This is a genomic window from Streptomyces sp. NPDC006450 (genome assembly GCF_040612195.1).
Taxonomy (GTDB): Bacteria; Actinomycetota; Actinomycetes; order Streptomycetales; family Streptomycetaceae; genus Streptomyces.
In genome coordinates, this window is sequence record NZ_JBEXPT010000068.1 from 1 (window position 1) to 12,411 (window position 12,411).

Here is a 12,411-nt window from a genome sequence, read left to right on the forward strand (position 1 = left end):
GGCCCCCGCCGGCCGCGCGGCCTGCCCCCCCGGCGGGCCCGGGGCGGGCCCGCCCCCCCCCGCCCCCCCCCGCCCCCCAGCCCCGCGCGCCGTCGCGGGCCGTCGCGGGCCGGACCCACGGAGACATCGCCGGCCAGGGGCCTGACGTGCCGAAACGGCCCGGCGCCGGACACAGCGAACCGGACCGAACCGGACCGGACCGGACCGGAGCCGGACGGGCCGGATGCCCCGGTTAGGCCGCCCGGATGGCCGGGGCGGCGGCCGGCAGGGCGGAGCGACCCGGGGCCCAGACCACCGTCGCGGGTCCGCCGTTCGGGCGCCGCTCCGCCGCGAGCGACTGGCCGCGCTGCGGTCCGACGCGCGGCCCGGAGCGGCGCAGGGCCGCGAAGTACCGCTCGTCGAGGTGCCCGTGGCCGCTGTGCCGGACGAGCAGGGCGGAGAGTTCGGCGTCCAGCTCGCAGTGGCGGCCGAGTGCCAGTCCGGCTTCCACCCACTGACCGAGCACGGCGTGCCGGGTCTCCTCCAGGGCCGCGATGCGCTCGCCGAGCCAGGCGCCCGCGTCGATCCCGGCGAAGGCCGGGCCGGACCACAGGTCCAGGGCGCCGCGCAGTCGGCGGGCCGCCTTCTCGAAGTCTCCGCAGGAGATGGCCCGGTAGCCGGCGCCCGCCTCGCGTTCGAACTCACGGAAGTCGCACCGGCCGCCGCCGGTGTCGAGAAGATACCCGCCGGGCACCGCCGACAGCACCGTGTCGGGAGTTCGTACCGCACCCGGACCGGACTGCAGGGCCCCCGCGAACTGCTCGCGCAGCATGCGGACCGCGGCGTGGGCGACGGCCCGGGTGTGCTCGGGCGGGGCGCAGCTGGTCAGCTCGTCGGCCAGGACCGACACGGGTACGACCTGGTCGGCATGGGCGGCGAGGACCGCCAGCACGTGGCGGGCCTCCGGGGTGGGCGTCGCGATCGGAACCCCGTTCTCGGTGACGCGCAGCCCTCCGAGTACGTGAATGTCCACGGTTCCCTCCCTGGAGGCAGACACAGCGGCGCTGGGCGTCAGAAAAATAATACCCGGAAGGATTTTTTGCAACCCGTGAGAGACCGGGGTCCGGACGTACGGAACGAGACCCCCGGGACGCACGGAACGAGACCCCGTCGGGCACGCGACGCGCGGACGCGGATGTGCGAATGCCCGGACGGAGGACCCCTTCCAGGGCCCCGTCCGGGCATCCGCACATCCCTCACCGCCGCTGCGGCGCGCCACCGTCAGGGGCGGGCTCCGCTCGCGCGGGTTTCCTCCGGCATGCCGGCCGCCGGGGTCCACGCCTCGGTCTCTGCGCCCGCGACCGGCCGGCGCACGCCCGAGGCGCAGCCGTAGTCACACGGGTGCGTCCCCTGCGGTCCGTACAGCGCCCTGGCTCCCCGGCCCGGGGCCGTGTCCAGCCGGATCGCCAGGGACGGCACCACCAGGTTCGGCATGACATGGGTGTAGAGGGCCGAAACCTGCTCCTCCATGTCCAGTCCGAGCATGTGGGACATCATGTTGAGCCCCGCGTAGGAGCCCACGATCAGCTGCGCCGGCACAATGGGGTCCACGGTCGGCAGCAGCTCGCCGCGGGCCTTGGCCTCCGTCATCAGTTCCAGGTGGAGCTCTATCCACGCCTCGTAGGGGGAGGCCCGGTCGAGGCTCAGGCCGGTCTGGTCCAGCGTGAGCCGCGCGCTCGCCCGCATCAGCACGTCGTGCCGCAACCGGTGCGAGAAGATCATCCCGGTGTCCACGAACTCCTGCACCTTGAAGGCCTGGGGCATCGCGACCGGGGCCGACGCCACCTGGGCGTCGATCACCGCCTGGGCGAGGTGTTCCTTCGAGTCGAAGTGGAAGTAGAGCGCACCCTTGGTCACCTTGGCGATGTTGACGATGTCGGAGAGCTTGGCCGATTCATAGCCGCGCTCTTCGAACACCAGGGCTGCCGCCTCCAGGATCGCCCGGCGAGTACGTACCGCCCGGTCCTGCTTGACCTGCGGTCGTTCTGTCCTCATGTGATGCGACCTCTCCCGCCCCCCGTCCGTCATGCCGCTGCGTCCGCCTTCACAGGGCGATCAGCGCATGAGTCCTTATCTCCCCCGCCATCTTGCGTACACCCGCGCTTTACATGCCGTGGGGTACGTTCTCCTCAGGGCAGTTTCACACCATGGAGAACCCGCCGTCCACCGGCATCGTCACACCGGTGACGAACGAGGACCTCGCACTGCAGAGCCAGGCGGCGGCCTCGGCGATCTCCGCGGGCTCCGCGGTACGCGGCTGCGGCGTCCCCGCGTGCAGCTGCGCCTCGATGCCGGGCACGGCCGCGAACCACTGCTCGACCACCTCGGTGCGGGTGGTGCCGGGTGCCACCGCGTTCACCCGGATGCCCTGGGCCCCGTACTCGGCCGCGGCCGCCTTGGTCAGGCCGATGACCGCGTGCTTGGCGGCCACGTACGGGGCCGCCACCGGGGTGGCCAGCAGCCCGCCGACGCTGCTGTTGTTGACGATCGCCCCGCCGCCGGTCCGAAGCATCGCGGCTATCTCCGGGCGCAGGCAGTTCCACACCCCGCGCACGTTGACTTCCATGATCTCGTCGTACAGCTTGTCGTCCATCTCGTGCAGCGGTGTGCGCCCCACGCCCCAGCCGGCGTTGTTGAAGGCGCAGTCCAACCGGCCGAACTCCTCGACCGCGCGGGCGACGGCGGCCTCCGCGTCACCGCGCCGGGTCACGTCCGTCACCACGTACGCCGCCTGCGCGCCCTGCGCCCGCAGCTCCTCGGCGAGATCCTTGATCCGCTGCTCGCGCCGGGCGGCGAGCACCACCCGCGCGCCCTCCCGCGCGAACACCCGGGCGGCCGCGGCTCCGATGCCGCTGCTCGCCCCGGTGATCAGCGCGACCTTGCCCTCCAGTAGACCGTGCCCCTGCATTGCCGTTCCCTTCATCTCCACGTCCTCGCACTCGGTGTGCCGCTCCGCACCGGCGGGCACGGCGGCGGGTTCAGGCCGCGCGGCCGGCGCCCGCACCGGCCTGCGCGTCCACCGCGCGCAGGAGTTCCTCGTCGATCTCGTCGAGCGATCCGACCAGGTGCCGCACCCCGGCCTCGCGCATCTGGCGCCCTTGGAAGCCGTGTTCGAAGGTACTGGGATGCCCGATGAAGGGCACACCCAGGTCGATGGCCACCGCGGCGACGCGTGCCACGTCGTCCACGAACAGCGCCTGGGAGTGGTCGAGGCCGAACCAGTCGACGGTGATCTCGTGGACCCCCGGGCGGAACGTGTCGGTGCTGATGTAGCCGGGGCCGTCGAAGAGGTGGGCCACGTGCCCCAGATGGCGGTCGAAGTGCTCCTTGCCGAGGCCGCCGTAACAGACGGTCCGCAGCCCGAGTCCCCGCAGCCGGAGCAGGAGTTCCTCGACCCCGTCCCTCACGTGCAGCGGGTGCTGCGCCAGGTGGGCGGCCCGTTCTTCGAAGTACGCCTCCAGCACGCGCTCCGGAGTCCAGTCGAGCCCTGCGGCCCGGGCCAGGGCCGGGGCCGCGACCGACCGGGGCTGGGAGAAGATCGAGCGCTCCACCTCGCCGTCGTAGGTTCCGCCCCGCCGGGTGATGAACCCGTGAATGACCGGACTGAAGGTGTCGTTGAGCAGGACACCGTCGATGTTCAAGGCGGCGAGCCGCAGGTGCTGCAGGGGGCGCATGGCGCTCCGATCACGCGGGGGAGGGCCGGCGCAGACGTTTTCTGGACTCCGAATCAGCCGCAACGCGGATACGGGTAGCCCCCCGAAAAATACCCACCAGTATCCGCGTTGCTCTGCTCGGGGAAAGATACCGGACGTCGGCTGATTCTCGCCAGGCCGGATGATCTCGGGGATGCGGCGTAGCTCACGCCGCAAAACCGCCCCGAGTTGGGCATTTCCCGCAACTCGCTTGCCCCGACGGGGGTTTGGCCTGTGCCTTGCGCCACTGAGTGCGGAAACAACGGCACTCTTCGGTCAAGATCAATCCGATAACCAAACTCGGAAGTACGTACTCTGAACCCCGTAGAGGTTTGCTGTACTCGTCCACGATGAGGGACTTCATGATCACGACCCTGGAACCGACGGTTTTGACCACGCCTACTCCGGCCGAGCACTGCGCGTGTCAAGCCCAGACGGACAACCGGCTGGCGACCACGGTTCCGAGGGCGCTCGTCCACCGGGCGGCAGTGGCCGAGGTCTTCCTGACCGGTATGTGCCGCATCGCCGAGGACCGCTTCCACATCAAGGCCCAATGGCCCCGCGGGCACAGCTTCTTCGCACCGGTGGCAGGCACCCACTACGACCCGATGCTGATCGCCGAGACCATCCGGCAGGTCGGCGCGTACCTGGCGCACGAGGCCTTCGACGTACCGATCGGGCACCAGTTCCTGCTCTGGTCGCTCGAGTACTCCACCGTCCCCGAGCAACTCGCCATGGGCGAGGCCCCCGCGGACCTCGACCTCATCGTCACCTGCCCCGAGATACGCCGCCGGGGCAACCGCCTCACGGCGCTCACCTACGAGGTGGTGATCCGGCAGGGGGACCGCGTCATCGCCACCGGACGCGTCGGCTACACCGTCACCTCGCCGGCCGTGTACCAGCGGCTGCGCGCCAAGCAGCTCTCCAGACAGCCGGACTCGGTGCTCGGGCCCGCCCCGGTCGCACCCGCGGAGGTCGGCCGGCTCTCCCCCTTCGACGTCGTCCTCTCCGCGTCCTGCGGCCCGGGGGTGTGGCAACTGCGCTACGACATCCGCCACCCCGTGCTCTTCGACCACGTCGGCGACCACGTGCCCGGCATGGTCCTGCTGGAGGCCGCCCGCCAGGCCGTGACCATCGGCGCCGAGGCCGGCGTCATGCCGGTCACCGTCAGGAGCACCTACCAGCGCTACGCCGAGTTCGGCAGCCCGCTGTGGATCCACGCGGAACCCGCCTCGGCGGACCTGGGCGGCACCGCGGCCCGGTCGATCCGGGTGACGGGCGTCCAGGACGGCGAGCAGGTCTTCGAGGCCGTCGTCGTCACCGAGCCGGTCGGGACCGTTGCGTCGCTGCTCTGAGCCCTGATCGCACGCCGGCGTCGTGCAAGCCCAGCGGCCGTACCGGGAACACCCGGTACGGCCGTCACGGTTGTACCGACCGAGGGACCGGCGCCGCACGGGCGGGGACACGGAGGCCACGAGGTCGTCCGCCCCACCGGCATCCGGGCCCCGGGACCGCGGCACACCCGCCGCGCACCCGGACCACGACGTACGTCCGCAGGAGGACTGTTTCCATGGCAGACCGGCCCTTGACGCTCATGGCAGTGCACGCCCACCCCGACGACGAGGCCACCGGAACCGGAGGGGTCCTCGCCCGGTACGCCGCGGAAGGCATCCGCACGGTTCTCGTGACGTGTACCGACGGTGGTTGCGGTGACGGGCCCGGGGGTGTCAAGCCCGGCGACCCCGGGCACGATCCGGCGGCCGTCGCCTCCATGCGCCGTCGGGAACTCGAGGTGAGCCGTGACGTCCTGAAGATCAGCGACCTGGAGACGCTGGACTACGCCGACTCCGGAATGATGGGCTGGCCGAGCAACGACGCCCCCGGATCCTTCTGGCAGACCCCCGTGGAGGAAGGCGCCGCCCGACTCGCGGAGCTCATGCGCCACTACCGGCCCGACGTGGTCGTCACCTACGACGAGAACGGCTTCTACGGCCACCCCGACCACATCCAGGCCCACCGGATCACGATGGCGGCGCTGGAGATGACCGGCCTGACACCGAAGGTGTACTGGACGACGATGCCCCACTCGCTGATGCGGCGGTTCGGCGAGATCATGCACGAGTTCAGCGAGGACATGCCGGAGCCGGATCCTGCCGAGGCCGCCGCGCTGGCCGAGATCGGCCTCCCCGACGACGAGATCACCACGTGGGTGGACACCCTCGCCTTCAGCGGCCAGAAGTTCGACGCGCTGGCCGCGCACGCCAGCCAGGGCGAGAGCATCTTCTTCCTCAAGATGGGCAAGGAGGTGTTCGGCGAGTTGATGGGCACGGAGACCTTCGTACGCGTCAAGGGCCCCACCGGCGCGGCCGTACCCGAGACCGACCTCTTCGCCGGACTGCGCTGACCCTCCCGTCCGGCCGGGGCCCGACCGCATCCGCGCCGTCCGCTCCCTCCCCGGCCCGGCGAAGGTCGCCGACCCGCACGGACGCCCCCGCCCGCGCGGCCGCGTTCCTCCACACCTGCGCCCCCACCGGTCAGCGCACCCGGCCCGGGGCCGCGAACGTCAGCCGGAAGAGCGCGCCCCCGCCCGGGGCGGCCTCGGCCACCAACTCCGCCTCGTGCGCCCGCGCGATCTGCCGGGCCATCGCCAGCCCGAGCCCGGACCCGGGCAGCGCCCGCGCCGACCCCGCCCGGTAGAACCGGTCGAAGACGTACGGCAGATCCGCGTCGCAGATGCCGGGCCCGTGATCCCGTACGGTCACCTCGGCGCAGCCGTCCCCCCGGACGGCCAGCGACACCTCCACCTCCGCCCCCGGCGGGCTGAACTTCGCCGCGTTGTCCAGCAGGTTCCCCAGCAGCCGGCTGAGCCGCGCCGGCACTCCCGCGACCACCACCTCCCCCTCCCCCCGGGACGGCGACGCCGAAGGCGCCCGCACCCGAAAGGCCACCCCGGGCCGGTGCGCCCGCGCGGCCCCCACGCAGTACTCCACCAGCGGAGCCAGCCGCACCTGCTCCACCAGCAGCTGCGGCTCCTCGTCGCGGGCCAGCTCGATCAGGTCGTTGACCAGACCCGTGACCTCCCGCAACTGCCGCCCGAGCGCCAGCGAGGCCCGCTCCCGCTGCTCCGCCGTCAACCGGTCCCCCCGCGCCAGCAGCTCCGCGTTCGTCCGCAGCGCGGTCAGCGGGGTCCGCAGCTCGTGCGAGGCGTCCGCGACGAGTCTGCGCTGCGCGGTCACGGACTGTTCCAGCTCCCCCAGCATGGTGTTGAAGCTCCCGGCCAGCCGGGTGACCTCGTCCTCGCGGCCGCGCCCCGGCGGCGGCAGTTCGATCCGGTGTCTCGGGTCCCGGGTGGCGGCGATCCGCTCGGCGGTGGCGGTGAGCCGGGTGACCGGTGCCAGACCCGTCCGCGCGACCCAGTGGCCGAGCAGGGCGGCCAGGAGCACCCCGGCCGCCGCCGTCAACGCCAGCCACCACGCCGCCTGTTCGATGCCGTCCTTCACGGTGTCCGCCCGCAGCGCCACCTGGAGCGCCCGCCCCTTGCCGTAGTCGGTGGTCAGCATCCGCGCCGGATGCCCGGCGTGCACGATGTCGGTGTAGTACGGGGCCCTCGCGCCCGCCGCCACGGCCCGCGCGGCCGGGGTGACGGGCAGCAGGTACGGCGGCGAGCCGGGGTCTCGCCCCGGGTCCGCCGGCACCACCTCGGCGCAGGCGGGCGCCGCCAGGAACCGGCACTCCCCGCTCAGGGTCCCGGGTCCGGAGTCCGGGTTGCGCTGGGCGGCGAGGCGGGCGGACTGGGTCAGGCTGAGGTCGAGCTGCCGGTACAGCGCCCCGCGCACGACGAGGAAGGCGGCCGCGCACACGCCGAGCGCGACGAGCGCCACCGCCGCCGTGACCGCCAGCGCCAGCCGGGTCCGCAGCGGCCGCCTGCGCCGCCACCGCGCTCCGGGCCCCCGCCGGCTCACGCGGCGTCCAGCCGGTAGCCGACCCCGTGCACGGTGTGCACCAGCCGGGGCTCGCCGCCGGCCTCCAGCTTCCGGCGCAGGTATCCGACGTAGACGGCCAGGGAGTTGGAGTCCGGCCCGAAGTCGCGGCCCCACACCAGTTCCAGGACGAGCTCCCGCGGCAGCACCTGCCCGGGGTGGCGCAGGAGCAGTTCGAGCAGCGCCGACTCGGTCCGGCTGAACTCCAGCGGCCGCTCGCCGCGCCGGCCGGTACGGGTGGCGGGGTCGAGGACGAGGTCCCCGTACGCGAGCACGGGCGCGTCCCCGGCCGGTTCGGGGGCGGCCCGCCGCAGGAGGGCCCGTACCCGGGCCACGAGCTCGTCGAGCGCGAACGGTTTGACCAGGTAGTCGTCGGCGCCCGCCTCCAGCCCGTCGACGCGGTCGCTCACCGCGTCCAGGGCCGTGAGGACGAGCACGGGCGTACGGTCGCCCACCGCACGCAGCTGCCGGCACACGGCGAGCCCGTCCAGCACCGGCATCATCACGTCGAGGACCACCGCGTCCGGCTGCCAGAGCGCCACCTCGGACAGTGCGGCCAGCCCGTCGACCGCACCGCGCACCTCGTACCCCTCGACGGCGAGCCCGTCCTCGACGGCGGCCCGCACCTCGGGCTCGTCGTCCACCACCAGAATCCGCTGCATGGAACAAAGCCTCCCAAACCCTCCGGGAGAACTTCTTAGAACCTTCTTAGGGCGCACCGGAAGTCTGCGGCCATGACCTCCTCACCCCCTCCCTCCCCCTCACACCGGCCGCTTTCCGTCGTGATCGGCGCGGGCGGCACCGGCGGCCACATCTATCCCGGCCTCGCGCTGGCTGAGGCGCTGCGCGCAGCCGTCCCGGACGCCGTGGTCTCGTTCATCGGTACCGAACGCGGCCTGGAGACCGAGTTGATCCCGGCCGCCGGCTACCGCCTGCACACCGTGGACATGATCCCCTTCGACCCGGCGCTGGGCGCCAGGCGCTACCTCCTTCCGGCCGCGCTGCTGCGCTCGGCCGGGCAGGCGCGGGCGGTGATCCGGGCGCAGGGCGCGCGAGTGGCCGTCGGCATGGGCGGCTATCCGAGCGCGCCCGCCGTGCTCGGGGCCCGGCTGGCCGGACTGCCGGCGGTCATCCACGAGTCCAACGCGGTACCGGGCCGGGCCAACCGGTTCGCGGCCCGCCTCACCCCGCACATGGCGGTGGCCTTCGACCGCAGCCGCGCGCACCTGGCGGGCGGGGCGCGGGCGCTGACCACCGGAATGCCCATCTCCGCGGCGTTGTCGGGCCTCGCCGAACTGTCCCGTCCCGAGCGGGCGGTCCGGCGCGCCGAGGCCCGGCGGGAGCTCGGGGTGCCGGACGGGCGGCGGCTGGTGGTGTTCAACGGCGGCAGCCTGGGCGCGGCCCGCCTGACGTCGGCCGCGGCCGGACTGGCGGCCGCCTGGCAGGCGCGGGAGGACGTGCAGCTGCTGATCAAGACGGGTCCGGCGGCGCTCGCGGACACCATCGCCGGGCTGTCCGCCTCGGGCGGGCGGCGGATCGCCCGGGCCGTGCCCTACCTGGACCGGATGGACCTGGTCTACGCGGCCGCCGACCTGGTGGTGTGCCGGGCGGGCTCGGCGACGGTGGCGGAGCTCGCGGCGACCGGGGTCCCCGCGGTGCTGGTCCCCTACCCCTACGCCCCGGGCGACCACCAGACCCACAACGCCCGGGTGCTGTCCGACGCTGGCGCCGGCCTGCTCCTGGCGGACGCCGGGGCGACGGCCGACGGCCTCGCGGACCTGCTCGCCCCGCTGCTGGCGGACCCGGCGCGGCTGGCGGCGATGGCCGGCGCGGCCGACCCGGGCCCGCACGCACGGGCCGCCGAACTGCTGGCCTCGCAGGTCCTGCGGGTCGCCGGCTTCCCCTCCTTCTCCCCCACTCCCCTGGAGCTCGTATGACCACGCACGTGCCCACGCCCACGCCCACCCCCACGACCTCCCCCGCTCCGACGCCCACGCCGGCCCTCACCGCGGCGCGCACTTGCGCCGACTGGAGCGGCCGCACCGTCCTCGTCACGGGCGCCGAGGGCTTCATCGGCTCCACCCTCGTCGACCTGCTGGTCGCGCGGGGCGCGAAGGTGCGCGCCTTCGTGCACTACAAGCCGTACGCGGAGAAGGGCCACCTGGCCCGGTACCTGGCCGAGCCGGGCGGACCGGTGGAGATGTGGGCCGGCGACGTCCGTGACGCGGGCCGGGTCAGCGACGCGGTGGCCGGCTGCGACACGGTCTTCCACCTGGCGGCGCTGATCGGGATCCCGTACAGCTACGCCTCACCCGGCGCGTACGTGCAGACCAACGTCACCGGTACCGAGAACATGGCCGAGGCCTGCCGCCGCCACGGCGTGCGCCGCCTGGTCCACACCTCCACCAGCGAGGTCTACGGGACGGCCCTGACGGCTCCGATCTCCGAGAGCCACCCGCTCCAGCCGCAGTCCCCGTACTCCGCTTCGAAGATCGGCGCCGACATGATGGCGCTCTCCTTCCACCACGCCTTCGAACTGCCGGTGACGGTGGTCCGGCCGTTCAACACCTACGGCCCGCGCCAGTCGGCCCGCGCGGTCATCCCCACCATCCTCGCCCAGCTCCACTCGGGCGCCCGGGAGGTCCGCCTGGGCTCCCTGACGCCCACCCGGGACTTCACCTACGTGACCGACACCGCGGCCGGCTTCCTCGCGGTCGCGGATTGCGACCGGGCCCTCGGCGAAGTGGTCAACCTCGGCGCCGGCGAGGAGATCTCCATCGGCGACCTGGCCCGGGCCCTGATCGCGGCGTCGGGCCGGGACGCGGAGATCGTCGTGGACCCCGCCCGGCTGCGCCCCTCGGGCAGCGAGGTCCAGCGCCTGCTGTCGGACCACACCCGGGCCCGCGACTGGGCCGGCTGGAAGCCCGAGGTCTCCCTCCAGGAGGGCCTGACCCGCACCTCGGAGTGGATCGCCGCCCACCTCCACCTCTTCGCCCCGGACCGCTACCAGGTCTAGGCCGGCTCTTTCGGATCCTGCCCGGCCCGCGCCCACGGCCCGCGCCCACGGCCCGCGCCTACGGGCTGCGCAGGCTGCGGACGTCCAGATGCCGCAGCACCCGGTCGACGATCTCCGGATCGGCGCCCGGTTCGCTGCGCGCGGCCAGCACCTCGTGCCGGGCGGCGGACATCATCTCCCGCTGGATGCGCTGCACGTCGCGGATCCGCTCCACCCGCTTGGCGTACGCCTCCCGCCGCTCCTCGTCGACCATGTCGGGGCTGATCCTGGCGCCCACGTCGTACGCCCTGCGGTAGAGCACCTCCACGAGGTCCTCGGGCAGGTCCTCCACCTCCTCGATCTCCTTCAGCCGCCGCTTCGCGGCCTTGGCCGCGCGGATCGCCAGCGCGCGGGCGATGTCCGCCTCCGCGTCCGTGTCGGCCTCCACGCCGAGCCGGCGGACCAGCCACGGCAGGGTCAGGCCCTGGACCACCAGGGTGGTCATGATCACGGCGAATGCGATGAAGACGATCTCCTGCCGGGCCGGGAAGGGTTCCCCCGCGTCCGTCGTGAACGGGATGGCCAGGGCGAGGGCCACCGAGGCCACGCCCCGCATCCCCGCCCACCACATCACCACGGACTCCCGCCAGCTCAGCGGGATCTCCTCGTCGTAGTCGCGCCGCGAGTGGAGCCGTTTGGCGAGCCAGCCGGCCGGCAGCAGCCACACCAGCCGTACGCCGATCACCACCGCGACCACGACCGCCGCCCACCCGGCCATCTCCCAGCCCCGGCCGCGGGCGGCCCCGAACACGTTGTGCAGCTCCAGCCCGATCAGGCCGAAGGCGACGCCGGTGACCAGCATGTCGACGACCTCCCAGAACGTGTGCCCGGCGAGCCGGCCCAGCACGTCGTCGGCGTCGTTCGCGTACTCGGCGAGGAACAGCGCGGTCGTCAGCACGGCCAGCACTCCGGAGCCCCGCAACTCCTCGGCCAGCACGTACGCCACGAACGGCACGAGCAGCGTCAGCCCGATCTGGAGCGTGGCATCGCCGAGCCGTCCCATGAGCCGGTTGGCGGCCCAGCCGAGCCCGAGCCCCACCGCGACGGCCACGACCGCCGACAGCACGAACTCGCCGAGCGCGTCGGGCCACGAGAAGGTGCCGCTGACGGCGGCGGCGATGGCCACGTGGTAGAGCACGATGGCGGTGACGTCGTTGAAGAGCCCCTCGCCCTCCAGGATCGACACCATGCGCCGGGGCAGCCCGAGCGATCCGGCCACGGCGGTGGCGGCGACGGGGTCGGGCGGGGCGACGAGCGCGCCGAGCGCGACGGCCGCGGCGATCGAGAGCCCCGGCACCAGGGCGTGGGCGGTGAAGGCGACGGCCACGGTGGTCACGAAGACGAGCGCGACGGCCAACAGCAGGATGGGCCGCACATTGGCGGCGAACTGCCGCCAGGAGGTCCGCTGGACGGAGGCGTACAGCAGCGGGGGCAGCACCAGCGGCAAAATGTACTCGGGCGGGATGTCGACATTGGGCACCACCGGCACCAGCGCGAGCACCACCCCGCCGAGCGTCATCAACACCGGCGCGGGCAACCCCAGCCGGTCCCCGAGCGGCACCGTCACCACGGCCCCGAGCAACAACACGAACAGCAGCGCCAGCTGATCCACTCCCACACCCTGCCAGCCCGCCGCGCCCGGCGA

General features: G+C 73.3%; 11 protein-coding genes. 4 read left to right on the plus strand and 7 right to left on the minus strand.

The window, feature by feature from the left end:
- Nucleotides 1-232: 232 nt before the first annotated feature.
- The 4 genes from ABZY57_RS20395 to ABZY57_RS20410 form a co-directional block, all read right to left on the minus strand.
- Nucleotides 233-1,012: an AfsR/SARP family transcriptional regulator gene (locus ABZY57_RS20395; RefSeq protein WP_356513825.1), complete on the minus strand. Its 780-nt coding sequence runs from the start codon at nucleotides 1,010-1,012 to the stop codon at nucleotides 233-235.
- A 248-nt stretch (nucleotides 1,013-1,260) separates the two neighbouring features.
- Nucleotides 1,261-2,034, minus strand: a complete 774-nt coding sequence (locus ABZY57_RS20400) for a ScbR family autoregulator-binding transcription factor (RefSeq protein WP_356513827.1) — start codon at nucleotides 2,032-2,034, stop codon at nucleotides 1,261-1,263.
- Nucleotides 2,035-2,179: 145 nt separating this feature from the next.
- Complete coding sequence (locus tag ABZY57_RS20405) at nucleotides 2,180-2,962, minus strand: glucose 1-dehydrogenase (protein WP_356513829.1); 783 nt, start codon at nucleotides 2,960-2,962, stop codon at nucleotides 2,180-2,182.
- 55 nt (nucleotides 2,963-3,017) lie between these two features.
- Nucleotides 3,018-3,713: an HAD family phosphatase gene (locus ABZY57_RS20410; protein ID WP_356513831.1), complete on the minus strand. Its 696-nt coding sequence runs from the start codon at nucleotides 3,711-3,713 to the stop codon at nucleotides 3,018-3,020.
- A 380-nt stretch (nucleotides 3,714-4,093) separates the two neighbouring features.
- Here ABZY57_RS20410 and ABZY57_RS20415 point away from each other — a divergent pair, with 380 nt between their 5' ends.
- Together ABZY57_RS20415 and ABZY57_RS20420 are read left to right on the plus strand one after the other, a co-directional pair.
- Complete coding sequence (locus ABZY57_RS20415; RefSeq protein WP_356513833.1) at nucleotides 4,094-5,086, plus strand: ScbA/BarX family gamma-butyrolactone biosynthesis protein; 993 nt, start codon at nucleotides 4,094-4,096, stop codon at nucleotides 5,084-5,086.
- 215 nt (nucleotides 5,087-5,301) lie between these two features.
- Nucleotides 5,302-6,135 carry a PIG-L family deacetylase gene (locus ABZY57_RS20420; RefSeq protein ID WP_356513835.1) on the plus strand — a complete coding sequence of 278 codons (834 nt, stop codon included), beginning with the start codon at nucleotides 5,302-5,304 and terminating at the stop codon, nucleotides 6,133-6,135.
- A gap of 130 nt (nucleotides 6,136-6,265) precedes the next feature.
- On the opposite strand, the gene ABZY57_RS20425 is transcribed toward ABZY57_RS20420, so the two are convergent.
- Together ABZY57_RS20425 and ABZY57_RS20430 are read right to left on the minus strand one after the other, a co-directional pair.
- On the minus strand, nucleotides 6,266-7,693 hold the full coding sequence (locus ABZY57_RS20425; RefSeq protein WP_356513837.1) for a HAMP domain-containing sensor histidine kinase: 1,428 nt from the start codon (nucleotides 7,691-7,693) through the stop codon (nucleotides 6,266-6,268).
- The gene (locus ABZY57_RS20430) at nucleotides 7,690-8,373 is read right to left on the minus strand and encodes a response regulator transcription factor (RefSeq protein WP_356513839.1); all 684 of its coding nucleotides are present in this window, start codon (nucleotides 8,371-8,373) and stop codon (nucleotides 7,690-7,692) included. Before ABZY57_RS20430 ends, ABZY57_RS20425 begins: the two co-directional genes overlap by 4 nt.
- Before the next feature lie 72 nt (nucleotides 8,374-8,445).
- Here ABZY57_RS20430 and ABZY57_RS20435 point away from each other — a divergent pair, with 72 nt between their 5' ends.
- Both ABZY57_RS20435 and ABZY57_RS20440 read left to right on the plus strand, forming a co-directional pair.
- Nucleotides 8,446-9,648, plus strand: coding sequence for a UDP-N-acetylglucosamine--N-acetylmuramyl-(pentapeptide) pyrophosphoryl-undecaprenol N-acetylglucosamine transferase (locus tag ABZY57_RS20435; protein ID WP_356513841.1), 1,203 nt, complete (start codon nucleotides 8,446-8,448; stop codon nucleotides 9,646-9,648).
- The gene (locus tag ABZY57_RS20440) at nucleotides 9,645-10,727 is read left to right on the plus strand and encodes an SDR family NAD(P)-dependent oxidoreductase (RefSeq protein ID WP_356513843.1); all 1,083 of its coding nucleotides are present in this window, start codon (nucleotides 9,645-9,647) and stop codon (nucleotides 10,725-10,727) included. Before ABZY57_RS20435 ends, ABZY57_RS20440 begins: the two co-directional genes overlap by 4 nt.
- 58 nt (nucleotides 10,728-10,785) lie before the next feature.
- On the opposite strand, the gene ABZY57_RS20445 is transcribed toward ABZY57_RS20440, so the two are convergent.
- Nucleotides 10,786-12,378 carry a Na+/H+ antiporter gene (locus tag ABZY57_RS20445; protein WP_356513845.1) on the minus strand — a complete coding sequence of 531 codons (1,593 nt, stop codon included), beginning with the start codon at nucleotides 12,376-12,378 and terminating at the stop codon, nucleotides 10,786-10,788.
- Nucleotides 12,379-12,411 lie beyond the last annotated feature (33 nt).

What these genes read in the sequence shown, in the direction of transcription:
- ABZY57_RS20400 (WP_356513827.1), bottom strand. Translation starts at nt 2,034, where the DNA reads ATGAGGACAGAACGACCGCAGGTCAAGCAGGACCGGGCGGTACGTACT.
- ABZY57_RS20405 (WP_356513829.1), bottom strand. Translation starts at nt 2,962, where the DNA reads ATGAAGGGAACGGCAATGCAGGGGCACGGTCTACTGGAGGGCAAGGTC.
- ABZY57_RS20410 (WP_356513831.1), bottom strand. Translation starts at nt 3,713, where the DNA reads ATGCGCCCCCTGCAGCACCTGCGGCTCGCCGCCTTGAACATCGACGGT.
- ABZY57_RS20415 (WP_356513833.1), top strand. Translation starts at nt 4,094, where the DNA reads ATGATCACGACCCTGGAACCGACGGTTTTGACCACGCCTACTCCGGCC.
- ABZY57_RS20420 (WP_356513835.1), top strand. Translation starts at nt 5,302, where the DNA reads ATGGCAGACCGGCCCTTGACGCTCATGGCAGTGCACGCCCACCCCGAC.
- ABZY57_RS20430 (WP_356513839.1), bottom strand. Translation starts at nt 8,373, where the DNA reads ATGCAGCGGATTCTGGTGGTGGACGACGAGCCCGAGGTGCGGGCCGCC.
- ABZY57_RS20435 (WP_356513841.1), top strand. Translation starts at nt 8,446, where the DNA reads ATGACCTCCTCACCCCCTCCCTCCCCCTCACACCGGCCGCTTTCCGTC.
- ABZY57_RS20440 (WP_356513843.1), top strand. Translation starts at nt 9,645, where the DNA reads ATGACCACGCACGTGCCCACGCCCACGCCCACCCCCACGACCTCCCCC.